The sequence below is a fragment of the Rathayibacter sp. AY1A5 genome (genome assembly GCF_002930875.1).
Taxonomy (GTDB): Bacteria; Actinomycetota; Actinomycetes; order Actinomycetales; family Microbacteriaceae; genus Rathayibacter.
Genome location: NZ_PSTM01000021.1, coordinates 19,475 through 42,879 on the forward strand (window position 1 = coordinate 19,475; position 23,405 = coordinate 42,879).

Consider the following 23,405-nt stretch of genomic DNA (forward strand, 5'->3'; position numbering starts at 1 on the left):
GCACGCGCAGCCCCTCAGAGCGGCGCGAGCACCAGCGACCAGAGCCAGCGCCCGCCGACGACCCGGTGCACGACCACGAACAGGGCGGTGATCGCGAGTCCGACCGGCAGCAGCACGGCGCCGGCCGCGAGGCGGTCGGGGGGCACGGCGAGCAGCAGGCCGAGCGGCACCGACGCGCAGGCTGCGACCAGCGCCGCGACGAGAGCGGCGCGGCGGTCCCGGGTCGGCTGCGGCACGACGCCGATCCGGCGCCGGACCAGCCAGTGGGCGAGGGCCCACGCGGCCGTGGTCCCGAGGGCGGTGCCGCCCGCGATCGCCGGCACGACGAGTTCGGCAGGCAGGAGGAGCCCGCCGACGAGCGCCCCCGCCGCGACGCCGACGGCCGAGACGACCTGGGTCGCCAGCGAGTCGCGGGCCCGACCCAGCGCGAACATCGCCCGGTTGAGGACGTAGGTCTGGCTGAAGCCGACCAGGCTCAGGGCGAGCAGCTGCAGGACTCCGCCGATCACCGGTGTGCCGAAGACGAGCTGCGTGAGCAGTGGCGCCGCCGCGACGAACAGGAGCGTCGCGAGCAGAGTGACGGCGAGCACCGCGTCCTCGGTCCGTCGGAGGTTCACCGCCGCGGCCGCCCGATCGCCGCGGTGCAGGTCCCGGCTGAGCGGCGTGAACATCGCCGTGGCGACGGAGACGACCAGGATGCCGTGCGGCAGCAGGAGCAGCAGCTGCGCGCTCGAGAAGGAGTTGAGGCTCGGCCCGTCGACGCCGGCGCGGTTCATGGCCTGGCCGGCCGCCGTCGCCGCGTTCGAGACGACGATGTACGACACCTCTGCGACGAGGGCGCCGAGGAACACCCAGACCGCGTCCCGCGACACTCCGCCGAGCCCGGCGACGCCGAAGCGCGGCCGCAGGCGGACGCCGACGGACCGCGAGAACGCGACCGCGATCACCCCCTGCACCACGATCGCCGCAGTGGCAGTGCCGCACAGGAGCGCCACCATCTCCGGCGTCCACTCGTCGGCGGGTGTCGACGCCGCCTCGGGGTGGATCAGGAGGAACACCGCGATCCCGAGCACCGAGATCACGTTCGCGCAGGCGGGCGCCCACGCGCCCGGCCCGTACTTCTCGGCGGAGTTGAGCAGCTGCGAGAAGACGGCGAAGACGATGTAGAAGAAGATCTGCGGCAGGCACCAGTAGGCCATCTGGGTGGCGAGCAGAGCCCAGTCGGCCGACCAGCCCCCGGCGTAGAGCCCGACGATCAGCGGCGCCGCGAGCGTGCAGGCGGCCGTGAGGAGCGCCGCTCCGCCGAGGCACACGGTGAGCAGCCGCTCGAGGGTCCGCACGCCCTCCGGTCCGTCGGCCCGCGCCCGGACCATCTGCGGCACGAGCACCGCGCCGAGCACCCCGCCCGCGATGAGCCCGTACAGGTAGGTGGGCGCGGAGTTCGCGACCTCGAACACCTGCCCGCCGACCGACGCGCTCGTGCCGCCGACCGCCACGACCAGGAGCGCCAGCCGGACGAACCCGAGGATCCGCGAGACGAACGACGCGACCACCATCCCCCCGGTCGCGCTGCGCATCCGGGCAGCATAGGCGGTGCGACCCGGGTCGCCACCGACCGCGGCGCCCGCCGGGGTCGATGCGTCACGAACGGTCGTCACGGGCGCGGGAGAGGGGCCGATCGTGACGCATCGATCTCGGGGAGGGCGGGAGGCGGGAGGGCCCGCGGGCGGCGCTAGACGCGCACGGGTGCGACGGAGGCGCGGCGGATCAGCCGCGTCTCCAGCTCCATGCGGGTGGCCGAGGCTCCCGAGGCGAGCGGGGTCGCCGACCGGTGCGCCTGGTGCAGCATCCGGAAGGCGATGGCGCCCATCTCGCCGATGGGCTGCTGGATCGTGGTCATCGGCGGGGTCGCCCAGGCCGACTCCTCGACGTCGTCGAAGCCGATGACGCTGAGGTCTCGCGGGATGCGGAGGCCGGCGTCGTCGGCGGCCTCGTAGACGCCGAGCGCCATCACGTCGGAGCAGGCGAAGAAGGCGGTCGGCGCGTCCGGCTCGGCGAGCATCAGCCCGGCGGCCTCGCGGGCCAGCTCGCGGTCCCAGTCGCAGTAGGCGACGCGCGGATCCTCGACCCCGGCGGCGCGGAGCGCGGTGGTGAAGCCGTCGATCCGGGCGCTGCTGTAGAGCTGGGTGCGAGTGCCGCCGAGGACGCCGAAGCGGGTGTGGCCGGCGTCGAGGAGGTGCTCGGCGGCCATGCGGCCCCCGTCCCAGTTGGTCGCGCCGACGCTCGCGACGTCGGCCGGCGGCCGCGTGCTGGGGTCGACGACGACGACGGGCAGCTCGGCGGTGGTCAGCAGGTGCAGCTGCGCGGCCGAGACGTTGACCAGCACCACGATGGCGCCGAGCGAGGGGCGGCGGAGGAGGCGGCTGATCCAGGCGCCGTCGTCGCGGGCGCGGGTGAGCACCAGGTCGACCCCGGCGGCGGAGGCCTCGGCCTCGATGCCCTCGAGGACCGGGCCGATCCAGGTGCCGCCGATGTGGCCGACGACGACGTCGACGATCTGGGCGGAGTGCGGATCCTCGACCGGCGGGCGCAGGCGCGGGCGGCGGCGGTAGCCGAGCGCGTGCGCCGCCTCCATCACGCGCAGACGGGTCGCCTCCGAGACGTCGGTGCCGCCGTTGAGCACCTTCGAGACGGTGGGGACGCTCGTCCCGGCGCGCTCGGCGATCAGCGCCATGGTCGGGCGGGTGGTCGCTCCGGAGACGTCGTCGTGGTCGGGCATGTGCTCACCGTAGCGGATGCCGACTTTCGCAACTAGCCCTGCGCCAGGACGGCTTGCTCCGCCGGGAACCGCGGTGCATGATGGTCGGACGCCGGGACTCCCGCACAGAAGTTGCGCAAGTCCTGTTCGATGACGAACCGCGGAGCGATCCGCCCGCACGTGAGGACGACGATGACCGACCACTCCCCGACCACTCCCGGCAAGACGGCCCTCGTCGTCCGAGGGGGCTGGGACGGCCACCAACCGGTCGAGGCGACCGAGCTGTTCCTGCCGTTCCTCCGCGACAACGGCTACGACGTGCGCGTCGAGGAGTCGACCGCCGTGTACGCCGATGAGGCCTACATGCGGACGGTCGACCTGATCGTGCAGTCGAACACGATGACCTCCATCCAGTGGGAGGAGTTCCTGGGCCTCCGCGCGGCGGTCGAGCGCGGCACGGGCCTCGCCGGCTGGCACGGCGGGATCGCCGACTCCTACCGCGACAACTCCGACTACCTGCAGCTGATCGGCGGCCAGTTCGCCTCGCACCCCGGCAAGCACCCGGACGAGCGCACCGGCGAGCAGTCGGACAACTACATGCCGCACACGATCGAGATGACGGCCCTCGCCGCCGACCACCCGATCACGCAGGGCATCACCGACTTCGAGCTGGTCACGGAGCAGTACTGGGTGCTGCACGACGACTACAACGACGTGCTCGCCACGACCACGCAGGCCGTCCGCCCGTGGGACCCGTGGAAGCGCCCCATCACCTCCCCCGCGATCTGGACCCGCCTCTGGGGCGAGGGCCGCATCTTCGTCTCGACGCCGGGCCACCGCGTCGAGATCCTCCAGGACGACAACGTCCGCACGATCATCGAGAGGGGAATGCTGTGGGCGTCCCGCTGAGAGTCGGCATCATCGGCGTCGGGAAGATCAGCGAGCAGTACCTCGCGAACCTCCCGACCTTCCCCGGCCTCCGCCTCGTCGCGGTCGCCGACCTGAACCAGGAGCGGGCGCAGCAGGTCGCCGACGAGCAGGGCGTCCGCGCCCTCACCGTCGACGCGCTGATCGACGACCCGGAGATCGACGCGGTGCTGAACCTCACGATCCCGGCGGCGCACGTCGAGATCGGCACCCGCGCCTTGAAGGCGGGCAAGCACGTCTTCGCCGAGAAGCCGCTCGGGCTGAACCAGGCCGAGGCCGCGCCGATGCTCGACCTCGCGGACGAGCTGGGCCTGCGCTTCGCGAGCGCCCCGGACACGGTGCTCGGGACCGGCGTGCAGACCGCGCGCCTCGCCCTCGACTCCGGAGCGATCGGCACCCCGATCGCCGCGCAGGTGCACTGGGCCGCTCCCGGCCACGAGCGCTGGCACCCGGCGCCCGAGTTCTACTACCAGCCCGGCGGCGGCCCGCTGCTGGACATGGGCCCGTACTACCTGACGGCGCTCGTGCACTTCTTCGGGCCGGTCGTCCGCGTCACGGGCCTGGCCACCCGCTCCGACCGCCCGCGCACGATCGAGACCGGGCCGAAGGCGGGCACGCCGATCGAGGTGACGATCGACACGCACATCACCGCGCTGCTCGAGCACGCGAGCGGAGTCGCCACCACCGTCACCGTGAGCTTCGAGGTCTGGCGCAGCCGGGCCCCGAAGTTCGAGGTCTACGGCACCGAGGGCACCATCTCGGTCCCGGATCCGAACATGTTCTCGGACCCGGTCGAGGTCGCCGTCCGCGACGAGGACTGGCGGGTCGTCCCCGACTCCGCCGGCGTGATCGACACCGGTCGCGGAGTGGGACTGGCCGACCTCGCGGAGGCGATCGCGGAGGACCGCCCGCACCGCGCCTCCGGCCGCGTGGCCCTGCACGTGCTCGAGATCATGGACGCCGTGCTCCGCTCGAACGAGGAGAAGGCGGTCGTGACGATCGCGAGCACCGCCGAGAAGCCCGACGTGATGCCGCTGCGCACGGCGGGCTCGATCGGCGCCTGACAGCGCCGGGGGGCGACGACGGGAGGCGGGGGATCGCCGCCAGCGCGTCGCTCCCCGTTCGGGGGTGACGGCGGGGGGCGACGCCGTAGACTCGGCGGATCGACGGTCCTCAGCCGCCGCCGCACGCGGAGGGGGATCGGCCGTGGCAGTCGGCTTCCGGCGGAGCGGTGAGCTCCGTGCCCTCGCGCGCCCCCGGCTCCGGGCGGCCGGCGACCCGCTCTCCCCCGAGGACCACCGCTCCCGGCTGTCCGGTTGGCTCAGCATGCCCGGCGGGCCGGGTCTCGTGCGCCCCTCCGCCCTCGCTCCGGCGTGGGAGGCGCCCCTGCTCCGGCTCGTGCGCGCCGGGGCGCCGGCGGAGGACCTGCACGAGGCGACCACCGGCTCCCCCGAGGGCTCGCGCCTCGCGGCCGTCGTCGAGCTCGTCCGCGACGCCCTGCACTCCGCGGACGACGATCGCTCTCTGCGGCTCACCGGCTGGCTGGTGCGCATCCGCTACGACCCGTCGGCCGACTCCTTCCTCCGCCGCTACGGGATCGCGCTGACCGTCCGCCTGCCGCTGAGCGGCGGCCTCGACGTGGAGGTGCCGCTCGACGCCCCGGCGCTGCGCCTGCTCTACGCCGAGCTGGCAGCACCGATGGATCCGACCGCGGCTGTCGTGGCGGTCGAGACCCTGGAGCCGTCGACCCTCGCGGCGTCGACGCTCGCCTCCCTCTACTCCGCCCGCCGCCGCTGGAGCGACGTGGCCGAGTTCTCGGCGCCCGTCGAGAACGTGGACGCCGCCTCCGCCGCGGTGCTCATCCGCCGCGGCGTCGCTCTTCGCGAGCTCGGCCTGATCGAGGGCGCCCTCGAGACGTTCGACCGCGTGGTGCGCCCGACCGTCACCAGCGCGCGTCCCGTGGAGCTGGGGGCGGAGGCGCTGCTCGAGCGCGCGAGCAGGCTCCTCTCGGACGGGCGCACGGCTCCTGCTCGGCGCGATCTGGACCGCGTGCTCTCCCGCTACCCGGACAGCGCCGCAGCGCACGAGCTGCTGGCGGTCACCGGGCGCTGACGCGATGGAGGGGCGCACCCTCTGCAGGATGCGCCCCTCCGGGGAGTGCGTCGGCTCAGTGCGTCGGCTCAGTGCGTCGGCTCAGCCCTCGGCCTTCGAGGGCTTGCCCTCGGCGGGCAGGACCTCGTGCGGGGTGTCGCGCTCGTCCTCGCCCTCGGCCTGCGACGGCTTGTCGGACTGGTCGTCCGGGTCCTCGACGGGGCTCGGGGTCTGGTCGCTCATCGGAGTCCCTCCGGCTCGTCGGACGTGGCGGACGGCTCGGGGTGCGCCTCGAACTCCATCCAGGCGCGGTCCAGATCGGCCTGCGCCGACTCGGGCTCGCTGGCGAAGTAGCCGTCGTAGATCGCGCGGCCGCCGTGCTCGGGCAGGTCGTCGCGACCGCCGAAGGCCTGCGCGAAGCGGCCGACCTCGTCGTCCCTCTTCTGCTGATCCCGCAACCAGGCGGGGAAGGTCTGCGTCATGGTGACACCTCTCTCTCCTGCCCTCCAGCCAATCGCCCGCCGCGGATCCGGGCAAGCCCTTCCTCCGCGGGCCCCGAGGGGCCAGGCTCCGCCCTGGAGGAGACGGGCTCCGCCCTGGAGAAGCGGCGCTCCGCCCTCTAGAGGACATGTCCGCTACAGGGCGCCCCCTGCCCCGCCGCGGAGGAGAGCCGACCCCTAGCGTGAGCCCGTGACCGACCCCGCTTCTCCGCGCCCCGCCCGCACCGCCGCGGGTCTGCGCCGCACTCTGCTCGCTCTGACCGCGACCGTCGCCCTGCTCGCCGGCACCGCGGCTCCCCTCGCCTCCGCCGAGCCGGACCCGGTGCCGGTCGGGAACGACCACCTCGCCAACGGCGTCGCCGCCTGGGGGCGCTACCTCAACGGGGAGTGGGACGTGCCGGCGGGCATGTCCGACCTCACGGACGTCGCGAGCAGCTACAGCCACACCCTCGCGCTCCAAACCGACGGCACCGTCGAGGCCTGGGGAGCGGATCTGGAGGGCGAGCGGGACGTGCCGGCCGGGCTCCGCGAGGTGACCGCGATCTCGACCGGGTACCTCCACAGCATCGCCCTCACGATGGAGGGGACGGTCGTCGCGTGGGGCGACGACCGTCAGGGCCAGACCGACGTCCCGGCCGGACTCGGCGGCGTGACCGCCGTCGCCGCGGGCAGCTACCACACCCTCGCTCTGCGGGGCGACGGGACCGTGGCGGCCTGGGGCTCCGATCAGTTCGGAGCGACCGACGTGCCGGCGGGTCTCTCCGGAGTGGTCGCGATCGCCGCGGGCGGCTGGAACAGCCTCGCGCTGCGCGCCGACGGGACGGTCGTGGCGTGGGGCGGCGACGACAGGGGCGCGTACACCGCCCCGGCAGGCCTCCGCGACGTCGTCGCCGTCTCGGTCAGCTACTCCCACAGCCTCGCCCTGAAGCGGGACGGCACCGTCGTCACCTGGGGCGACCCCGTCGACTCCGGCTTGCCGCGGGTCCCCGCCGATCTCGGCGGCATCACCGCGATCGCCGCCGGCATCGGCTTCAGCGTCCTGCTGACGTCCGACGGCACCGTCGTCTCCCTGCACCCCGACGGCGACACGGAGCTGGACGTCCCGGCCGGGATCACCGGCGCCACCGGCATCGCGGTCGGCTTCAACCACGCCTTCGCGATCGGCCCGCTGCCGACCCTCACCGCCGACACCGCCGAGACGCTCGTCAAGACCGGGACCCGCTACTCCGCGACCTTCACGGCGTCCGGCCCGGCCGCGACCTTCGAGGTCTCGTCCGGCGCCCTTCCCGCGGGGGTGGCCCTCTCGCCGGAGGGCGTCGTCTCGGGCAGGCCGACCACCGCAGGCGACTCCACCTTCACGGTGAGCGCGCGGAACGCGTACGGCACCACGGCCGGCGTGCCGCACACGGTCACCGTGGTCCCCGCGAACACCCCGCCCGTCGTGACGGTCGCCTCCGCCACCGACGGCGCCTCCTACGAGAAGGGCTCGGAGCCGAGGGCCGCCTGCGCGATCACGGATGCGGAGAGCGGAACGTTCAGCGAGGAGGCCGTCGTCACCGGCACGCTCGTGAACGGCCTCGGCACCCGCACGGCGACCTGCACCTGGACCGACCCCGGAGGACTGACCACGACCGCCGCCGCGACCTACCGGATCGTCGACACCGGCGTCCCCACCATCATCGCGACGACCGCGCCGGCGGCTCCGAACGCCGCGGGCTGGTTCCGCTCCCCCGTCTCCATCGGCTTCTCCTGCGCCGACGGCAGCGGCTCCGGGATCCGCAGCTGCACCCCCGCGCGGATCCTGCGCGAGGGCCCCGGCCAGAGCGTCGCCGGCACCGCCGTCGACAACGCGGGCAACCGCGCCACGACGACCCGCAGCGGCATCGCCATCGACACCACGAAGCCGCAGCTCTCGTTCACGTCGAGGCCCGAGGGGTCCTACCCCTACGGCACGGTGCTCCCGGAGGCGCGCTGTCTCGCGGACGACGCGCTCTCGGGCCTCACCGGCGCCTGCGTGATCACGGGCGGCGGCCGCTCCGTCGGTCCGCACGTGTACCGGGCGACCGCGACCGACCGGGCGGGCAACGTCTCGACCCTCACCGCGTCCTACACCGTGACCCCGTGGACGATCGGCGGGCTCAGCACCTCGGTGAAGAGCGTGGCCGCCGGAGCCGCGACCGGCATGACGTTCCAGGTGACCTCGACGTCCTCCGCGGGAACGTTCCGCCACTCCGCCCTCGCCGACGTGCGCAGCGTCACGCAGAGGCAGACCTCCTGCACCGCCGGCGCCGTCCTCACCGGAGCGCCGACGACCACCCTGACCGGACGCCTCCGCTACGACACCGCGACGAACCGCTACGTGAAGGCGTGGACGGTGCCCGCGAAGCGGGGCACCTGCTGGACGCTGACGGTCACGACGGCGGACGGCAGCACGGGGAGCGCCCGGTACTCGGTGAAGTAGCGGCGCCGGACGGCCGCCGCGGTCCTGTCAGGCTCCCGCCGCGGCGTACCGCTCCGCGAGCACGCGGAACGCGGCGGCCAGCTCGGGCGGTTCGGCCCCGGCCATCGGAGCGTCGAACCGGCCGAACGACGCGGCGAGCGCCTCCCACGACCAGGCGCCGAGGGCGAGTCGGCAGCCCGCATCGCCGAGGTCCTCCACCTCCCCGTCGCCCGCGTAGGGCAGGACCTCGGCGGCGGGCGCCTCGAGCACCACCGAGCCGCGGCACGGCCACCCCTCCCCGGGCGCTCCGCCGCGGAACCGCGCCTCCAGGAACTCGGCGGGACTCCCGCCCGGCAGCACCCGGCGGCGGAAGCGAGCCCCGCGGGGCGAGCGCGGCTCGAGCCGGTCGACGCGGAACACCCGCCAGTCGTCGCGGTCGAGGTCGAAACCGATGAGGTACCAGCGGCCCTGACGCGCGACCAGGTGGTGGGGCTCGACGCGGCGCACCGCCTCCGCGTACGCGAAGCGGAGCACCTCCGAGGCCCGGACGGCCGCCGCGACCGCGACCAGCCGCTCCGGAGGGACTGCGGGGGCCGGCGCCGCCGCGACCGTGAAGCGCAGCGCATCAGCTCGGGGCCGGAGCCGGGCGGGCAGGACCTGCCGCACCGTCGCCAGCGCACGGGCCGACGCCTCCTCGAGCCCCGCGATCGGCGCGCGCAGGGCGGCGGTGAGGGCGAGCACCTGCTCGTCGTCGAAGAGCAGCGGCGGGAGCTCGGCGCCGGCCTCGAGCCGGTACCCGCCGTCGGGGCCCTTCGCCGCGTCGATCCGGTAGCCCATCGTGCGGAGCCGGTCGACGTCGCGACGCACCGTGCGCGGCGCGATCCCCAGGCGCTCGGCGAGCACTCCGCCCGGCCAGTCGCGGCGGGTCTGCAGGAGGGAGAGGAGCACGAGGAGCCGCTCGGTCGTCGTGGGCACGTCCCGAGGGTATTCCGAGAAGAGGACCGTCACCGTCCTCTTCTCCTAGGAGCGTCGGGGCACCGGGTGATCGACCCGGCACGACTGCGAGGAGCGCACCATGAGCATCACCACGACGACCCACCTCAACTTCCGCGGACAGGCCCGCGAGGCACTGGAGTTCTACGCCTCGGTCACGGGAGGCCGGGTCGACGCGATGTCCTACGCGGACGCGAACGCTGTCACCGCGCCCGACGAGGCCGACCAGCTGATGTGGGGCCAGGTCGTCTCCGAGGCCGGCTTCCGCGTCATGGCGTACGACGTCCCCGCGCACACGGCTTACGACCCGGGCACGATCCCGGTGTTCGTGTCGCTGCGCGGCTCCGACGCCGACGAGCTGCACCGCCTCTGGGACGGCCTCTCGGAGGGGGCGGCGGTCGTCGTGCCCCTGGCCCCGGCGGCCTGGTCGCCCCTCTACGGGATGCTGCGCGATCGCTTCGGAGTGACGTTCGTCGTCGACCTCGAGGTCGCCTGGGGCTGAGGCCCGCGGGCTCGGCGGCGGGGCGCGTCCCACTGCGGACGCGCCGGCCGCCGACTCGGTACGCTCAGCACCGGATCCGGTCGGAGGGACGCTGCATGCTGGAGACGATCTCCGAGGCCCTCTCGCTGGTCACCCTCCCCCTCGGCGTGCTGTTCCTGCTCGCCGCGTTCGTCGCGGCGCTGATCGACGGACGCTGGCTGACGACGACCGCCTACCTCGAGGAGGGGCCGCCCCTCGCGCTGCACTGGGTGACCCGGGCCGGCGAGGTCCGGTCGCGTCCGCTGTCCGCCGGGGACCCGCTGACGCCGACGCGGTCGGACCAGCGGGAGGTGCACTACCGCGAGGAGGATCCGCACCGCATCCGCCTGCACCGGTGGAGCGACGCGGTGCGGGCCCTGCGCCTGACCGGGCTGATCCTGCTCGGGGCGGGCGTCGTCCTCGGGATCCTGTCGACGGCGCTGGCGGTCCTCGCCTAGGCGGCGCTCCGTGCGCGAGGATCGGACCCGTGGATGCGGAACGGGTTCTCGGAGACGGTCGGGCCGACGGGGTGTGGTGCCGGCTCGGGGAGCCGCTGACGGTCGCGCAGATCGCTCGCGGCGGGCCCGCGTGGCTGTGCCTGGACGCGCAGCACGGCGCGTTCGACGACGCCGCGGTCCTCGCCTCCCTTCGCGCGCTCGACGCCGTGAGCGGGAGGCCGCCCGTCGGCGTCCGGGTCGCCGGACTCTCCGACGCGCTGATCGGCAGGGCGCTCGACGCCGGAGCGGACGTCGTCGTCGTCCCGATGATCGAGACGGTCGAGGAGGCGCTCGCGGCCGTCCGCGCCGCGCACTACCCGCCGCTCGGCCGCCGCAGCTGGGGGCCGATGTCCGATCTCTGGGGCGCCGCTCCCCCGTCGGCCGCCGAGGCGCGCACCGCGCTCTGGGTCATGATCGAGACGCAGGCCGGCCTCGACGCCGTCGATCGGATTCTCGCGGTGCCGGGCGTGAGCGGAGTCTTCGTCGGCCCGTTCGACCTCGCGATCGGCCTCGGGCGGGACCTGTCCGACCTGCTCGCCGCGGACGGACCGGACGACCCGCTGCCGAGGATCGCCGCGGCGGCCCGGCGCGCGGGCAAGGGCGCCGGGGCCTACGCGGGCGACCGCGAGCGCGCCGGGCTGCTGCGAGCGCTCGGCTTCCCGAGGGTCGCGGTCGCGACGGATCAGTCGCTGATCGCGCTCGGCACCGCGGCGGCGCTCGACGCGGACGCCGCCGACTCCGGCTGCTGAGCCCGAGGCCGGGCACGGGGCCGGCCGCCGGTCACCGGCGAGCGCTCCCGCCGGGGGGATGCACGGGCTCCGGCGGCTCGGGGACGAAGCGGAGGCCGCCAGCGGAGTTCGCGAGATCGGTGAGCGCCGAGATCCAGGCGGGGTTGATGCGGGGCATGCGGCCGCCGGCGTAGGTGTAGCGGAGCGTGTGCGAGGGGTGCAGCCAGATCGCGCTGCGGCCGTCGCTCATCCCGTTCTCGTCGCGCCAGGTGAGCAGGCACGACTCCCCCCGGCGCAGCTTCGCGGTGAGGACGATCTGCAGGTGGGCGAGCACCCGGTCCTCGACGTCGATCTCGACCGATCCGTCGTAGTGCAGCTTCCCCATCGGCGTCTCCCGGCCTCGTCCTCGGAAGACGGGCGCGCCTCCGGCCCACCATCCTCGGGTGTCGTCCAGTGACCCGTTCGGGGCGGCGACAACCACCGGATCAGCTGGTAGCGGCGGATCCGCTGGTCTCGACGGGGCGGGGCTCAGGCCGGCGGGTTCGCCGCCATGAAGTCGCGCATCGGCAGCAGGTTCTGGAGGGGCGCGAAGTACCCGAAGCGGGGCAGGTCGAAGACCACTCCCGCGACTCCGGAGGACCCCATCGCCGCGATCCACTCGAGCGCGGCCGGCATCGGCACCTTCAGCACGCGCGACGCGTCCTCGTCGGAGAGGCCGGCGTGCAGCGCCCCGGCGCGGGCGCGCTCCCCCGTGGTGAAGGCGAAGACCATCGGCCCCGACTCCAGGCCGCCGACGAAGGGGGTGGGCGCGTCGTCCGGCCCCCGCGCGATGAAGCACCACATCGGCAGGGCGTAGACGCTGCGCCAGAGCGCGTCCATCGCGGCGAAGCTCTCGGGGTCGGCGCGCAGGGCCTCCGCCCGGGCGTCGATCTCGACGGTCTGATCCATGGGGCTCCCCTCGGCGCCGGCGGTCGGCGCGGACCTCCACGCTAACGATGCTCCCGCTGGGCCGCACCCGCGATCGATCCGTCAGCAGCGGCCCGTCCCCGCGGCGGGCACGGGCCGCAGACGACGGATGGATGCGGTGGTGGCTGTGCGAGCCGTCCGCTGATCCGCTCGGCCACTGGCCCCGTCCAGACGGTTAGGTTAGGTTAACCTTCGCAACCCCCACCACCCCCTTCGAAGGATCGCCGTGCCCGCCACTCGCACCCCCCTCCGCCTGACCGCCGTCGCCTCGCTCGGCCTCGCCGCGCTGCTGCTCACCGCCTGCTCGGGAGGAGCCGACGCCGGCTCCGAGGGCACGTCCGAGAGCAGCGCCGCCGAGAGCAGCGAGGGCTTCCCCGTCACCGTCGACCACGCCTTCGGCAGCACCACCGTCGAGTCGGCCGACCGCGTCGTCGCGACGAGCTGGACCAACCAGGACGTGGCGCTCGCGCTGGGTGTGACCCCTGTCGGCTTCACCCGCGCCTCCTACGGCGACGAGGACGGCGACGGCCTGCTGGTGTGGACGAAGGAGGCGCTCGACGCCTCCGGCGCCGAGACCCCGACCCTGTTCGACGAGACCGACGGCGTGCCCTTCGAGGCGATCTCGGACCTCAGCCCGACCGTGATCCTCTCGGCCTACTCCGGCATCACCCGGCAGGACTACGACACCCTCAGCCAGATCGCCCCCACCGTCGCCTACCCGGGCCTGCCCTGGGGCACGACCTGGCAGGACTCCGCGAAGCTCGACGGCGCCGCGCTGGGCCTCGAGGACGAGGCCGTCGCGAAGGTCGGCGAGATCGAGAGCGACATCACGCAGACCACCGCGTCCTACCCGCAGCTCGCGGGCACCACGTTCATGTACGGCTGGTACGACCCGACCGACGCGAGCACCTTCACCTACTACACGCCGAACGACGCGCGCGTGAAGTTCGTCGAGGACCTCGGTCTCGACGTCGCCCCGAGCGTCGCCGAGCTCTCCGGCGACTCGGAGGCGTTCAGCGGCACCATCAGCTCCGAGAACGCCGACCAGCTCGACGCCGACGTGCTCGTCGTCTACGGCGACGACACGACCCTCGCCGCGCTGCAGGCCGACCCGCTGCTCTCCAAGATCCCGGCCGTCGAGCGGGGCTCCGTCTACGTGCTCGAGGACGGCTCCTCCGCCGCCATGGCCACCTCGTCGCCGAACCTGCTCAGCATCCCGTGGGTGCTCGACGAGTACACCGCCGGCCTCGCCGCGGCCGCCGACAAGGTGTCGTGACCCGCACCGCACCCACCCGGAAGACGAGGGCGACCGCGCTGGCGGTCGCCCTCGTCGCGCTGGCCGTCGCCTCGGTCCTCTCGCTCGTGTACGGCTCCCGCGAGATCCCGCTCGGCGAGGTCTGGCCGGCGCTGACCTCGCCCGATCCGGCGTCCATCGTCGACGCGGCGGTGCAGGGGCGGGTGCCGCGGACGGTCCTCGCGATCCTGGTCGGCGCCGCGCTCGGGCTCGCCGGAGCCGTGATGCAGGGCCTGACCCGCAACCCGCTCGCCGATCCGGGCATCCTCGGCCTCAACTCCGGCGCCTCGCTCGCGGTCGTGCTCGGGATCGCCGGGGTCGGCGCGACGAGCCTGCCGCAGTTCATCTGGCTCGCGTTCCTCGGAGCCGCCGCCGCCGGGGCGTTCGTCTACGCGGTCGCCTCGCTCGGCCGCGAGGGCGCCACTCCGCTGAAGCTCGCCCTCGCCGGAGCCGCCACCGCCGCCGCGCTCACCTCCCTCATCAGCGCGGTCCTGCTCACCCAGGAGACCACGCTGAACCGCTTCCGCTTCTGGCAGGTCGGCGGAGTCGGCGGCGCCGAGACCGCGAGCATCCTGCAGGTCCTCCCGTTCCTCGCGGTCGGCGCGGTGCTGGCCCTGTCCAGCGCGCGGGGGCTCGACGCCCTCGCGCTCGGCGACGACCTGGCGACCGGCCTCGGCCGGCGCGTGGGGCGCATCCGCCTGGTCGCGGGGCTCGCGGCCGTGCTGCTCTGCGGCGCCGCGACCGCGATCGCCGGACCGATCGGATTCATCGGCCTGGTCGTCCCGCACCTCGCCCGCCGCGTCACCGGCCCCGCGCACGCCTGGCTGCTGCCCTCCTCTGCTCTGCTCGGCGCCCTGCTGCTGCTCGTCGCCGACGTGGTCGGCCGCGTGGTCGCCCGGCCGAGCGACGTCGAGGTGGGCATCGTGACCGCGCTGATCGGCGCCCCGGTGCTCATCGCGATCGTGCGCCGCTCGAAGGTGCGGGCGCTGTGAGGACCGCGGAGGCGCCCGCCGCGGTCGGCATCGCGGCCGGCCGCACGCTGCGCCGTCAACGCACGGTCATCGGCTGCGCGGTCCTCGCGGTGCTCGCGCTGGCGCTCGTCGTCGTCTCGCTCACGGTCGGCAGCACGGTCTACTCGGTGCCGCAGGTCGTCCGCGTGATCCTCGGCGAGACCGTGCCGGGCGCCTCCTTCACCGTGGGCACGCTGCGGCTGCCGCGCACGATCACCGCCGTCCTGGTGGGCGTGGGCTTCGGGATGGGCGGCGTGATCTTCCAGACGATGCTGCGCAACGCCCTCGCCAGCCCCGACATCATCGGCATCACCTCGGGGGCGAGCGCGGCGGCCGTCGTCGCGATCGCGTTCTTCGGGCTCTCGGGCGGCGCGGTCTCGGTGATCGCGGTCGCGGCCGGGCTCTCGACGGCCCTGATCATCGCCGGGCTGGCCGAGGGCGGCGGAGTGATCGGGGCGCGGCTGATCCTCATCGGCATCGGCGTCGCGGCGATGTTCCAGAGCGTGATCGCCTACGTGCAGACCCGCGCCGACTTCGAGGACGTCCAGGAGTCGCTGCGCTGGCTGACCGGCAGCCTCAACTCGGCCGCCTGGCCCTCCGTCCCGCCGCTCGCGCTGACGATGCTCGTGCTGGTGCCGCTGGCGCTGCTGCTCTCGGGCCGGCTCGGCGTGCTGCAGCTCGGCGACGAGTCGGCGACCGCGCTCGGGCTCGACGTGCGGCGCAGCCGGCTGGCCCTGCTCGCGGTCGGAGTCGGCCTCGTGGCCGTCGCGACCGCCGCCACCGGCCCGATCGCGTTCGTCGCCTTCGTCTCGGGGCCGATCGCGCGGCGGATCCTGCCGAGCGCGCGCACGCTGCTGATCCCCTCCGCCCTGGTCGGCGCGGTCGTGGTGCTCGCCGCCGACCTGCTCGCCCAGTACGTCGTCGGCGCGCTGTTCTCGGGCGCGCGCTTCCCGGTCGGCGTCGTCACCGGCGCCCTCGGCGCGCCCTTCCTGCTCTGGCTCCTCGCCCGCCGCAACCGCTCCGGAGGCTCCCTGTGACCGACGCCCCGCCCACCCTCGCCGCCGACGCGGTCACCCTCGCCTACGACGAGCGCGTCGTGGTCGACGGGCTCTCGCTCGCCGTGCCGCCCGGCCGGATCACGGTGATCGTCGGCGCGAACGCCTGCGGCAAGTCGACGCTCCTGCGCGCGATGGCGCGGCTGATCACCCCGCGCTCGGGGAGCGTCCTGCTCGACGGGCGCGCGATCCACCGGCTCCCGACGCGCCAGGTCGCGCAGCAGGTGGGGCTGCTGCCGCAGACCCCGATCGCGCCGGAGGGGATCGCCGTCTCGGACCTGGTCGCCCGCGGCCGCTACCCGCACCGGGGCCTGTTCGGCCGCGGCTCCGGATCGGACGACGACGCGATCGTCGAGGAGGCGCTGCGCGACACCGGCACGCTCGAGCTCGCCGACCGCCCCGTGGACGAGCTCTCGGGCGGGCAGCGCCAGCGGGTGTGGATCGCGATGGCCCTCGCCCAGCGGACCGACGTGCTCCTCCTGGACGAGCCGACGACCTACCTCGACGTGTCGCACCAGGTCGAGGTGCTCGACCTGCTCACCGACCTCAACCGCTCGCGCGGGACGACCATCGTGATCGTGCTGCACGACCTCAACCTCGCCGCCCGCTACGCCGACCACCTCGTCGCCGTGCGCGACGGAGCCCTGTACGCCTCGGGCACGCCCGCCGAGGTGGTGACGCCGGAGACGGTGCGCGCGGTGTTCGGGATGGAGTCGCGCGTGATCGAGGACCCGGTCTCGCGGACGCCGCTGGTGCTGCCGATCGGGCGCCACCACTCGGGCTGAGCCCGGCCGTTCAGGGCCGAGCGGTCAGGGCCGGCCGGTCAGGCCGGGGCCGCGGCCAGGGAGGCGCCGTCGACGAGCGTGCAGCGGAGGAGCTGCTGCTCCCGTCGCGCGGGGTCGCCCTCGATGAGGATCTGCACGGCGCGGCGCCCCATGTCGCGCCGGGGCAGCTCGAAGCCGGCCTGCCAGCCGGTGCGATCGGCGGATCCGGAGAGCGACACCAGCGACAGGTCGCCCGGCACCGCCACCCCCTCGGCCTCGGCGGCCTCCTGCAGGAGGACGAACTGCTCTTCCTGCTCGGCGAGGACGACCGTGACGCCCTCGGCGGCGATCCGGCGGATCCACTTCCGCGGCGACGCCTCCGGCCCCGGGACGAGGTGGAGGAAGCCGTCGCCGAGCTCGGCCCGCGCGCCGGCCATGCGGTCGGTGTACGACTCGACGCCCTCGCCGTGGCCGGCGTAGGCGAAGCGGGTGTGGCCGAGGGCGCGCGCGCAGGAGATCAGCTCGCGGACGATCGACGCGTAGTCGGCGGCCACGTAGGGCACGGGCCCGCCGGCGTCGTCGCGGCGGCCGACGCTGACGAAGGAGAAGCCGCTCGCGTTGAGGAACTCGAGCTCCTCACGGGGCATGCGCTGCCCGAGGAGGATGCAGGAGTCGGCCAGGCGCAGCCGGGTGGTGCCGCCGCTCAGGCCGCCGCGGCGGCCGCCGACGCGGCCGCTGGTCAGCAGGAGGAGGTCGATGTCGCGGTTCTGCGCCTCCTCCTCGATGCCGGCGAGGAACGGATGGAAGAAGTCCTCGCGATCGAGCGGGAACAGGCTCTCGTAGGTGTAGACGCCGATCATGCCGGTGCCGACCTGCTTGAGGCGGCGCGCGATGGGGTCGGCGACGTACCCCGTCTCCTGGATCGCCTTGAGGATCCGCGCCCGCGTCGCCTCCGGGACCCGGGCGAGCTGCTCGCCCTTGTCGTTGAGCACGAACGACACCGTCGTCTGGCTGACTCCCGCGAGACGCGCGATGTCCTTCTGCGTGATCCGCGGCACCCGGACACCCCCGCTTCATCCTGGTAATAGGTATTACTTCTTGACCTCAGGCTACCGATGACGAAGGATCGCCGTACGCCCATCCGGGGCGAGAGAGGGCGGAACGTCGACGATGATGAATCCCGCAGACCCAGACAACCAGACCACGGCCTCCCCGAGGCCCGATCGGCAGCACAAGCCCGATCACCAGCCCGAGCACGATCCGCAGCGCAGGCCCGACAACTCGCGCCGCCTCTTCCTCGCTGGGGGCGCCGCCGCCCTCGCCGGCGCGGCAGGGGCCGTCGGCGCCGCCACTCCGGCCGCCGCCGCACCCCCGGCCGACGCTCCCGGGCAGAAGAAGCGCCTGAGCGTCACCGAGGGGCCGATCTCGCCGCTCGACAAGGAGTTCCGCTGGGACGACCGCGCCGGCGCCGACAACACCCGCGCAGTGCAGGCGGCCATCGACAAGGCGATGACCGCTCCGGGCGGCGAGGTGTCGCTGCCCGCCGGCGAGATCCGGGTGACGGGCCTCGCGGTCGACTACCGCGGCTACCCGGTGCAGCCCGAGAACGGGCCGCCCTACGGCTACGCCGGGCCGAAGATCGTCGGCGCCGGCATGCGCCAGACGAGGATCGTCCAGATCGAGGGCTCGACCCGCGACATCTTCACCGTCTCCGGCCAGACCGGCGACGCGGCCGGCCCCGCCAACAACAACAAGGCCACCGGCGTCGTCCTCGCCGACTTCGAGATGACGGGCACGCCCTCCGGCGGCCACGGGATGTCGCTGCGCTCGCTGGTCAACTGCGAGTTCCGCAACCTGTGGATCCAGAAGACCGGCAAGTCGGGCATCTTCCGCGAGCGCGCCACCTTCGTCTCGGGCGTCGACGACGAGTACTCGTACGCCAACTCCTGGAACAAGATCAAGATCGTCGCCCCCGCGGGCTGGGGCGTGGAGGACTCGGGCAAGGCCTCCATCGGCGGCTCGATGACCAACGTCGAGGCGATCAGCCCCGGCCTCGGCGGCTTCCTCCTCGCGCCGACGAACATGACGCTGCTCGACTGCCAGGCCATCGGCGGCACGGTCGGCCTCCGGTCGATCCGCAACGAGAACCGGCGCTCGGTCAACTCCGGCCTGACCCTGGTCAACTTCCGCTCGGAGGGCTCCCGCGACGGCTGGGAGGTGCTGATCGAGGCCGGCACGAGCCACATGATCGTGAACCCGAACTTCTTCCCGACCTCGGGCGCGAACTGCCTCGGCGTCGGCCTGACGAACGGCGGAGCGGACTTCGAGGTGCGCAACCTCACCGTCCTCGGCGGCTTCTACGGGCTCAGCCTCGGCCGCTTCCCGCAGCAGAAGGCGATCGTGCTGGGCAGCGACTCCTCGCAGACGCGCCTCGTGAACCCCTTCATCGAGCGCGGCGCCGCGGGAGTGGACGAGGGCTCGCTGATCGTCGACGACGGACGCCTGACCTCGTTCGAGCTCGGCCGCGGCCGGGTGGAGCGCGCGGCCGGCTACACCACAGTCGCCCGCGCCCCCGAGACCATCCCGACCCCTCCGGCCGGACAGGTCAACGAGGGCTGGGAGCGCTCCGGCGACACCTGGCGGAAGGTGGCCGTCTTCCCCGACGGGCACCGCGTCGTCATCGCCTCCTGACCCCGGGCGGCGGCGCCCTCCGCGCCGCCGCCCTCCCCCACTGCACACGGAACGAGCACCAGAACGCATGCATGACGACAGCACCCGCATCGAAGCCCGCATCGCCCGCTTCCGCGCCGAGAGCCTCCGGCCGGCTATCCACCGGGCGGTCGAGCCGCTCGGGATCGAGTCGTGGACCGCTCCGGGCGAGCCGGTCCCCTTCGAGCAGGCGCGGGCCGCGTCCTACGCGCCCGCCCGCATCGGGGAGCCGTGGGGTGCCCCGTGGGGCACCGTGTGGTTCCACGTGCGCGGCGAGATCCCCGCCTCCTGGATCGGCGTCGACGGCTGCGAGCCCGAGCTCGTCGTCGACCTCGGCTACACCGGCGCCCAGTCCGGCTTCGAGGCGGAGGGGCTCGTCTTCACCGCGACCGGCACGGTCGTGAAGGCCGTCGAGCCGTTCAACCAGTCGGTCCCGCTCGACCGGCTGCCCGGCCGCGAGGCGGGCGACCGCACGGTCGAGCTCTACATCGAGGCCGCCGCCAACCCGAACATCACCGGTGACTGGTCCTTCACCCCCACGGCGCTCGGCGGCCGCCCCGCCGACGGCGCCCTGCCGTCCGACCCGCTCTACCGCCTCCGCCGTCTCGAGCTCGGGCTGCTCGACCGGGAGGTCTGGGAGCTGGAGCAGGACACGGCCGTGCTCGTCGGGCTGATCGGGCAGCTGCCCGGGTCCTCCCAGCGGCGCGCCGAGATCGTCCGCGCCCTCGACCGCGCCGTCGACGTCCTCGATCCGGACGACGTGTCCGGCACCGCCGCCGCGGGCCGGGAGGCGCTGCGGACGGTCCTCGAGCGCCCCGCCTCGGCCAGCGCGCACCACCTGCACGCCGTCGGCCACGCCCACATCGACTCCGCCTGGCTCTGGCCCGCCCGCGAGACCGCCCGCAAGGTGGCCCGCACCTTCTCGAACGTCTGCGACCTGATCGAGCGCGAGGAGGGCTTCGTCTTCGCCGCCTCCTCCGCGCAGCAGTACGCGTGGCTGAAGCGCGACCACTCGGAGCTGTTCGAGCGCGTCCGCGGCCACGTGCTCGCGGGCCGCTTCGTGCCGGTCGGCGGGATGTGGGTCGAGTCGGACACGAACATGCCCGGCGGCGAGGCGCTCGTGCGCCAGCTGCTCGAGGGCAAGCGCTTCTTCCTCGACGAGTTCGGGATCGACACCGAGGAGGTCTGGCTCCCGGACTCCTTCGGCTACTCCGCCGCGCTGCCGCAGATCATCGCAGGAGCGGGCGGGCGCTGGTTCCTCACGCAGAAGATCTCGTGGAACGAGACCAACACGATGCCCCACCACACCTTCTGGTGGGAGGGCATCGACGGCACCCGCGTGTTCACGCACTTCCCGCCCGTCGACCTCTACAACTCCGACCTCTCCGGCGAGGACCTCGCCCGCGCCGAGCGCCAGTACGCCGAGAAGGGCAGCGGCACCATGTCGCTCGTGCCCTTCGGCTACGGCGACGGCGGAGGAGGCCCCAACCGCGAGATGATCGCGGCCGCCCGCCGCACGCGCAGCCTCGAGGGCTCGCCGACCGTCGAGCTGTCCACGCCCCGCCGCTTCTTCGAGGAGGCGCAGGCCGAGTACCCGGACGCGCCCACCTGGTCGGGCGAGCTCTACCTCGAGTTCCACCGCGGCACCTACACGTCGCAGGCGCGCACCAAGCAGGGCAACCGCCGCAGCGAGCACCTGCTCCGCGAGATCGAGCTGTGGGCGACCACGGCCCTCGTCCGCGCCGGGGTCCCGTACCCGGCCGACGAGCTGCGCGAGATGTGGCGGACGGTCCTCCTGCAGCAGTTCCACGACATCCTGCCCGGCACCTCCATCGCCTGGGTGCACCGCGAGGCGGAGGAGAACTACGCCCGCATCGCGCAGCGGATCGAGGAGATGATCGCCGAGACCGTCCGGGCCCTCGCCGGCGAGGGCTCCGCGGAGCTGCTGGTGAACTCCTCCCCCTTCGCCGTCGGGGGCGTGCCGGCGCTCGGCGCGGCCGCGGCCGACCCCGCCGCGGAGCACTCGGCCCCGACGCTCCGCTCCGACGGCGACGCCCACGTCCTCGACAACGGGCTCGTCCGGGTGCGGATCGGCGCCTCCGGGCTCCTCGAGTCGGTCGTGGACCTCGCGAGCGGCCGGGAGGTCGTGCCCGCCGGCGCCGCCGCGGGGCTCCTCCAGCTCCACCGCGACACCCCGAACAAGTGGGACGCCTGGGACCTCGACGACAACTACCGTCGCACGGTGGAGGACCTCGTCGGCGTCGACTCGGTCCGCGCCGGCACCGTGAGCGACCCGCTCGGCCGCGAGGTGCCGGCGGTCGTGATCACCCGCTCGTTCGGCGGCTCCACGGTCGTGCAGACCGTCTCGCTGCAGATCGGCCGGGCGGCCGTCGACCTCGGCCTCGACATCGACTGGCACGAGCGCCGCAAGCTGCTCAAGCTCGCCTTCCCGCTCGACCTGCTCTCGGACCGGGCGACGTCCGAGATCCAGTTCGGCCACGTGCACCGCCCGACCCACGTGAACACGACGTGGGACGCCGCCCGCTTCGAGACCGTCGCGCACCGCTGGGTGCACGTCGGCGAGCCGGGCTTCGGCGTCGCGGTCGTCAACGACTCCACCTACGGGCACGACATCACCCGCGACCGCGCCGCGGCCGGAACACCGACGACCACGGTCCGGCTCTCGCTCCTGCGCGCGCCGCTGTTCCCCGACCCGGACGCCGACCAGGGCCGCCACCGCCTCGCGGTCTCGCTCGTGGTCGGCGCCGAGCTGCCCGACGCCGTCGAGGCCGGCTACGCGCTGAACACCCCGGTCCGCAGGCTCACCGGCGCCGCGCCCGTCGCTCCCCTGGTGTCGATCGACGACCCCTCGGTGATCGTCGAGGCCGTGAAGGCGGCGGACGACGGGAGCGGCGACGTGATCGTGCGGCTCTACGAGTCACTCGGCCGCCGCGCCGCAGCGACCCTCCGCGCCGCCTTCGCCGTCCGGGCGGTCACCCGCACCGACCTGATGGAGCGCCCGACCGAGCAGGTCCGCATCGAGAGCTCCGTCGAGGCGGAGTCGGCCGACGTGCGCCTCGAGCTGCGTCCGTTCGAGATCGCGACGGTGCGCCTGGCGCGCTGAGCGCGAGGGGACGCGGGGGCGGGAGCAGGCCGAGCCGGCTTGCTCCTGCCCCTGCGTCATGTGGTCTGCTCGATGCACACCGTCCCGATCGGAGAGGCCCCCCATGCAGTCGTTCCCCGCCCCGCCCCGCCAGGTGCAGATCGGCGACGCCGCCGCGTTCGCCGGCGTCACTCCGCGGGCGATCCGCCACTACCACCGGCTCGGCCTGCTCACCGAGCGCGAGCGGGGCGGAGACGGCCGCAGGCGCTACGGCTACGACGACATCATCCGGCTGCTCTGGATCCGCCGCCTGGCCGACGCCGGGGTCGCACTCGAGGACATCCGGGACGCCTTCGCCGTCGCAGCCCCGGCCGGCGCCGAGGACAGCGCCGACCGCGAGGACGAGGTCGCGGGCGTCCTCGCGCGGCTGGACGCCGCGCTCGCCGCGCAGGAGGAGGAGCTGCAGCGGAAGCGGGCCTCGGTCCGGCGCATGCGGACCCTCGGCGGCCGGCTGGGGCTGCTCGACGACATCGTCTCGCGCCGCCTCGAGGGCGCACCCGAGGGCTCGCTGCGCCAGGCCGACCTCGACACCCTGCTGGTCACCGAGCGGATGTTCGGCCCGCTGGGCGCCGTCTCCCAGGCCGGCCGCTTCGTGGTCCTGGCCGCCGATCCGGCGCTGCGGGCGGAGGCCGACCGCGTCGACGCCGCCGAGGAGGCCCTCGACGACACGGTCGCCGAGGACGACCCCCGGGTGGAGCAGGTGGCGCGGGAGCGGCACGCCTTCGAGGCCCGGCTGATGCGCGTCGTCGAGGAGTCCGGTCAGCTCGAGGAGGACGAGGCGATCTTCGACGCGTGGGACGAGGCGCACCCGCCCGAGGACCCCGCGCCGGCCCCCGATCCCGCACAGGGCTCCCGCGCCCGGAGCGCCGGCGAGATCATCCGGAGCTTGCCCTACGACGTCTCGCCGGCCCGCCTGCGCGCCATGCACCTGGCGATGCGGCTGGGGATGGAGGAGGCGCCGACGTCCTGAGACGCGGGGTCACGCCCGTC

The 23,405-nt window shown here is 74.2% G+C and carries 22 protein-coding genes; 14 read left to right on the forward strand and 8 right to left on the reverse strand.

Going from position 1 to position 23,405, the window contains the following annotated elements; translation table 11 throughout:
- Positions 1-14: 14 nt before the first annotated feature.
- Together murJ and C5B98_RS13600 are read right to left on the reverse strand one after the other, a co-directional pair.
- On the reverse strand, positions 15-1,577 hold the full coding sequence (murJ, locus tag C5B98_RS13595; RefSeq protein WP_104250998.1) for a murein biosynthesis integral membrane protein MurJ: 1,563 nt from the start codon (positions 1,575-1,577) through the stop codon (positions 15-17).
- 155 nt (positions 1,578-1,732) lie between these two features.
- The gene (locus tag C5B98_RS13600; RefSeq protein WP_104224297.1) at positions 1,733-2,779 is read right to left on the reverse strand and encodes a LacI family DNA-binding transcriptional regulator; all 1,047 of its coding nucleotides are present in this window, start codon (positions 2,777-2,779) and stop codon (positions 1,733-1,735) included.
- A 171-nt stretch (positions 2,780-2,950) separates the two neighbouring features.
- Between C5B98_RS13600 and C5B98_RS13605 the strand changes: the two genes are divergently transcribed.
- From C5B98_RS13605 to C5B98_RS13615, 3 genes are all read left to right on the forward strand, one after another.
- Positions 2,951-3,667: a ThuA domain-containing protein gene (locus C5B98_RS13605; protein ID WP_104227162.1), complete on the forward strand. Its 717-nt coding sequence runs from the start codon at positions 2,951-2,953 to the stop codon at positions 3,665-3,667.
- A complete protein-coding gene (locus C5B98_RS13610; protein ID WP_104327938.1) occupies positions 3,652-4,749 on the forward strand; it encodes a Gfo/Idh/MocA family protein in 1,098 nt (365 codons plus the stop codon). Before C5B98_RS13605 ends, C5B98_RS13610 begins: the two co-directional genes overlap by 16 nt.
- Before the next feature lie 142 nt (positions 4,750-4,891).
- On the forward strand, positions 4,892-5,797 hold the full coding sequence (locus tag C5B98_RS13615; protein WP_104327939.1) for a tol-pal system YbgF family protein: 906 nt from the start codon (positions 4,892-4,894) through the stop codon (positions 5,795-5,797).
- Positions 5,798-5,878: 81 nt separating this feature from the next.
- On the opposite strand, the gene C5B98_RS17065 is transcribed toward C5B98_RS13615, so the two are convergent.
- The gene (locus C5B98_RS17065) at positions 5,879-6,019 is read right to left on the reverse strand and encodes a hypothetical protein (protein ID WP_159940045.1); all 141 of its coding nucleotides are present in this window, start codon (positions 6,017-6,019) and stop codon (positions 5,879-5,881) included.
- A complete protein-coding gene (locus tag C5B98_RS13620) occupies positions 6,016-6,258 on the reverse strand; it encodes a hypothetical protein (RefSeq protein ID WP_104227148.1) in 243 nt (80 codons plus the stop codon). Before C5B98_RS13620 ends, C5B98_RS17065 begins: the two co-directional genes overlap by 4 nt.
- Before the next feature lie 208 nt (positions 6,259-6,466).
- On the opposite strand from C5B98_RS13620, the gene C5B98_RS13625 reads away from it, so the two are divergent.
- On the forward strand, positions 6,467-8,737 hold the full coding sequence (locus tag C5B98_RS13625) for a PxKF domain-containing protein (protein WP_104327940.1): 2,271 nt from the start codon (positions 6,467-6,469) through the stop codon (positions 8,735-8,737).
- Positions 8,738-8,764: 27 nt separating this feature from the next.
- Here the strand turns inward: C5B98_RS13625 and C5B98_RS13630 are convergent, their stop codons facing one another.
- The gene (locus C5B98_RS13630) at positions 8,765-9,691 is read right to left on the reverse strand and encodes a YafY family protein (protein WP_104224321.1); all 927 of its coding nucleotides are present in this window, start codon (positions 9,689-9,691) and stop codon (positions 8,765-8,767) included.
- 100 nt (positions 9,692-9,791) lie between these two features.
- On the opposite strand from C5B98_RS13630, the gene C5B98_RS13635 reads away from it, so the two are divergent.
- The 3 genes from C5B98_RS13635 to C5B98_RS17075 all read left to right on the forward strand — a co-directional run bounded on the left by C5B98_RS13635 (position 9,792) and on the right by C5B98_RS17075 (position 11,475).
- Positions 9,792-10,211, forward strand: a complete 420-nt coding sequence (locus C5B98_RS13635; RefSeq protein WP_104224302.1) for a VOC family protein — start codon at positions 9,792-9,794, stop codon at positions 10,209-10,211.
- Between the two features lie 95 nt (positions 10,212-10,306).
- Positions 10,307-10,687, forward strand: coding sequence for a hypothetical protein (locus C5B98_RS17070; protein WP_104267914.1), 381 nt, complete (start codon positions 10,307-10,309; stop codon positions 10,685-10,687).
- A 29-nt stretch (positions 10,688-10,716) separates the two neighbouring features.
- The gene (locus C5B98_RS17075) at positions 10,717-11,475 is read left to right on the forward strand and encodes an HpcH/HpaI aldolase/citrate lyase family protein (RefSeq protein ID WP_181065548.1); all 759 of its coding nucleotides are present in this window, start codon (positions 10,717-10,719) and stop codon (positions 11,473-11,475) included.
- A 31-nt stretch (positions 11,476-11,506) separates the two neighbouring features.
- Here the strand turns inward: C5B98_RS17075 and C5B98_RS13645 are convergent, their stop codons facing one another.
- Complete coding sequence (locus C5B98_RS13645; protein ID WP_104224304.1) at positions 11,507-11,839, reverse strand: ATP-dependent DNA ligase; 333 nt, start codon at positions 11,837-11,839, stop codon at positions 11,507-11,509.
- 143 nt (positions 11,840-11,982) lie between these two features.
- Entirely contained in the window at positions 11,983-12,402 is a 420-nt protein-coding gene (locus C5B98_RS13650) for a hypothetical protein (RefSeq protein WP_104224305.1), read from the reverse strand.
- Between the two features lie 244 nt (positions 12,403-12,646).
- Here C5B98_RS13650 and C5B98_RS13655 point away from each other — a divergent pair, with 244 nt between their 5' ends.
- From C5B98_RS13655 to C5B98_RS13670, 4 genes are read left to right on the forward strand one after another with little or no spacing between them, the layout of a single operon-like run.
- A complete protein-coding gene (locus C5B98_RS13655) occupies positions 12,647-13,696 on the forward strand; it encodes an iron-siderophore ABC transporter substrate-binding protein (protein ID WP_181027213.1) in 1,050 nt (349 codons plus the stop codon).
- Complete coding sequence (locus tag C5B98_RS13660) at positions 13,693-14,706, forward strand: iron ABC transporter permease (RefSeq protein ID WP_104224306.1); 1,014 nt, start codon at positions 13,693-13,695, stop codon at positions 14,704-14,706. The genes C5B98_RS13655 and C5B98_RS13660 overlap by 4 nt, the downstream gene beginning before the upstream one ends.
- The gene (locus C5B98_RS13665; protein ID WP_104224307.1) at positions 14,703-15,761 is read left to right on the forward strand and encodes an iron chelate uptake ABC transporter family permease subunit; all 1,059 of its coding nucleotides are present in this window, start codon (positions 14,703-14,705) and stop codon (positions 15,759-15,761) included. Before C5B98_RS13660 ends, C5B98_RS13665 begins: the two co-directional genes overlap by 4 nt.
- Positions 15,758-16,564, forward strand: coding sequence for an ABC transporter ATP-binding protein (locus C5B98_RS13670; RefSeq protein WP_104224308.1), 807 nt, complete (start codon positions 15,758-15,760; stop codon positions 16,562-16,564). The genes C5B98_RS13665 and C5B98_RS13670 overlap by 4 nt, the downstream gene beginning before the upstream one ends.
- A gap of 38 nt (positions 16,565-16,602) precedes the next feature.
- Here C5B98_RS13670 and C5B98_RS13675 read toward each other — a convergent pair whose 3' ends face one another.
- Positions 16,603-17,601: a LacI family DNA-binding transcriptional regulator gene (locus C5B98_RS13675; RefSeq protein WP_104224309.1), complete on the reverse strand. Its 999-nt coding sequence runs from the start codon at positions 17,599-17,601 to the stop codon at positions 16,603-16,605.
- 112 nt (positions 17,602-17,713) lie between these two features.
- Here C5B98_RS13675 and C5B98_RS13680 point away from each other — a divergent pair, with 112 nt between their 5' ends.
- From C5B98_RS13680 to C5B98_RS13690, 3 genes are all read left to right on the forward strand, one after another.
- On the forward strand, positions 17,714-19,234 hold the full coding sequence (locus C5B98_RS13680; RefSeq protein ID WP_104224310.1) for a hypothetical protein: 1,521 nt from the start codon (positions 17,714-17,716) through the stop codon (positions 19,232-19,234).
- 67 nt (positions 19,235-19,301) lie between these two features.
- Complete coding sequence (locus C5B98_RS13685; RefSeq protein ID WP_104224311.1) at positions 19,302-22,376, forward strand: glycoside hydrolase family 38 C-terminal domain-containing protein; 3,075 nt, start codon at positions 19,302-19,304, stop codon at positions 22,374-22,376.
- Between the two features lie 103 nt (positions 22,377-22,479).
- A complete protein-coding gene (locus C5B98_RS13690) occupies positions 22,480-23,385 on the forward strand; it encodes a MerR family transcriptional regulator (protein ID WP_219812935.1) in 906 nt (301 codons plus the stop codon).
- The last annotated feature ends 20 nt before the right edge of the window (positions 23,386-23,405 follow it).

Bases quoted from the DNA above. Each gene is read 5' to 3' on its own strand.
- C5B98_RS13645 (WP_104224304.1), bottom strand. From the start codon at position 11,839: ATGGGGAAGCTGCACTACGACGGATCGGTCGAGATCGACGTCGAGGAC.
- C5B98_RS13605 (WP_104227162.1), top strand. From the start codon at position 2,951: ATGACCGACCACTCCCCGACCACTCCCGGCAAGACGGCCCTCGTCGTC.
- C5B98_RS17070 (WP_104267914.1), top strand. From the start codon at position 10,307: ATGCTGGAGACGATCTCCGAGGCCCTCTCGCTGGTCACCCTCCCCCTC.
- murJ (WP_104250998.1), bottom strand. From the start codon at position 1,577: ATGCGCAGCGCGACCGGGGGGATGGTGGTCGCGTCGTTCGTCTCGCGG.
- C5B98_RS17065 (WP_159940045.1), bottom strand. From the start codon at position 6,019: ATGAGCGACCAGACCCCGAGCCCCGTCGAGGACCCGGACGACCAGTCC.
- C5B98_RS13620 (WP_104227148.1), bottom strand. From the start codon at position 6,258: ATGACGCAGACCTTCCCCGCCTGGTTGCGGGATCAGCAGAAGAGGGAC.
- C5B98_RS13650 (WP_104224305.1), bottom strand. From the start codon at position 12,402: ATGGATCAGACCGTCGAGATCGACGCCCGGGCGGAGGCCCTGCGCGCC.
- C5B98_RS13635 (WP_104224302.1), top strand. From the start codon at position 9,792: ATGAGCATCACCACGACGACCCACCTCAACTTCCGCGGACAGGCCCGC.
- C5B98_RS13600 (WP_104224297.1), bottom strand. From the start codon at position 2,779: ATGCCCGACCACGACGACGTCTCCGGAGCGACCACCCGCCCGACCATG.
- C5B98_RS13690 (WP_219812935.1), top strand. From the start codon at position 22,480: ATGCAGTCGTTCCCCGCCCCGCCCCGCCAGGTGCAGATCGGCGACGCC.
- C5B98_RS13680 (WP_104224310.1), top strand. From the start codon at position 17,714: ATGATGAATCCCGCAGACCCAGACAACCAGACCACGGCCTCCCCGAGG.
- C5B98_RS13685 (WP_104224311.1), top strand. From the start codon at position 19,302: ATGCATGACGACAGCACCCGCATCGAAGCCCGCATCGCCCGCTTCCGC.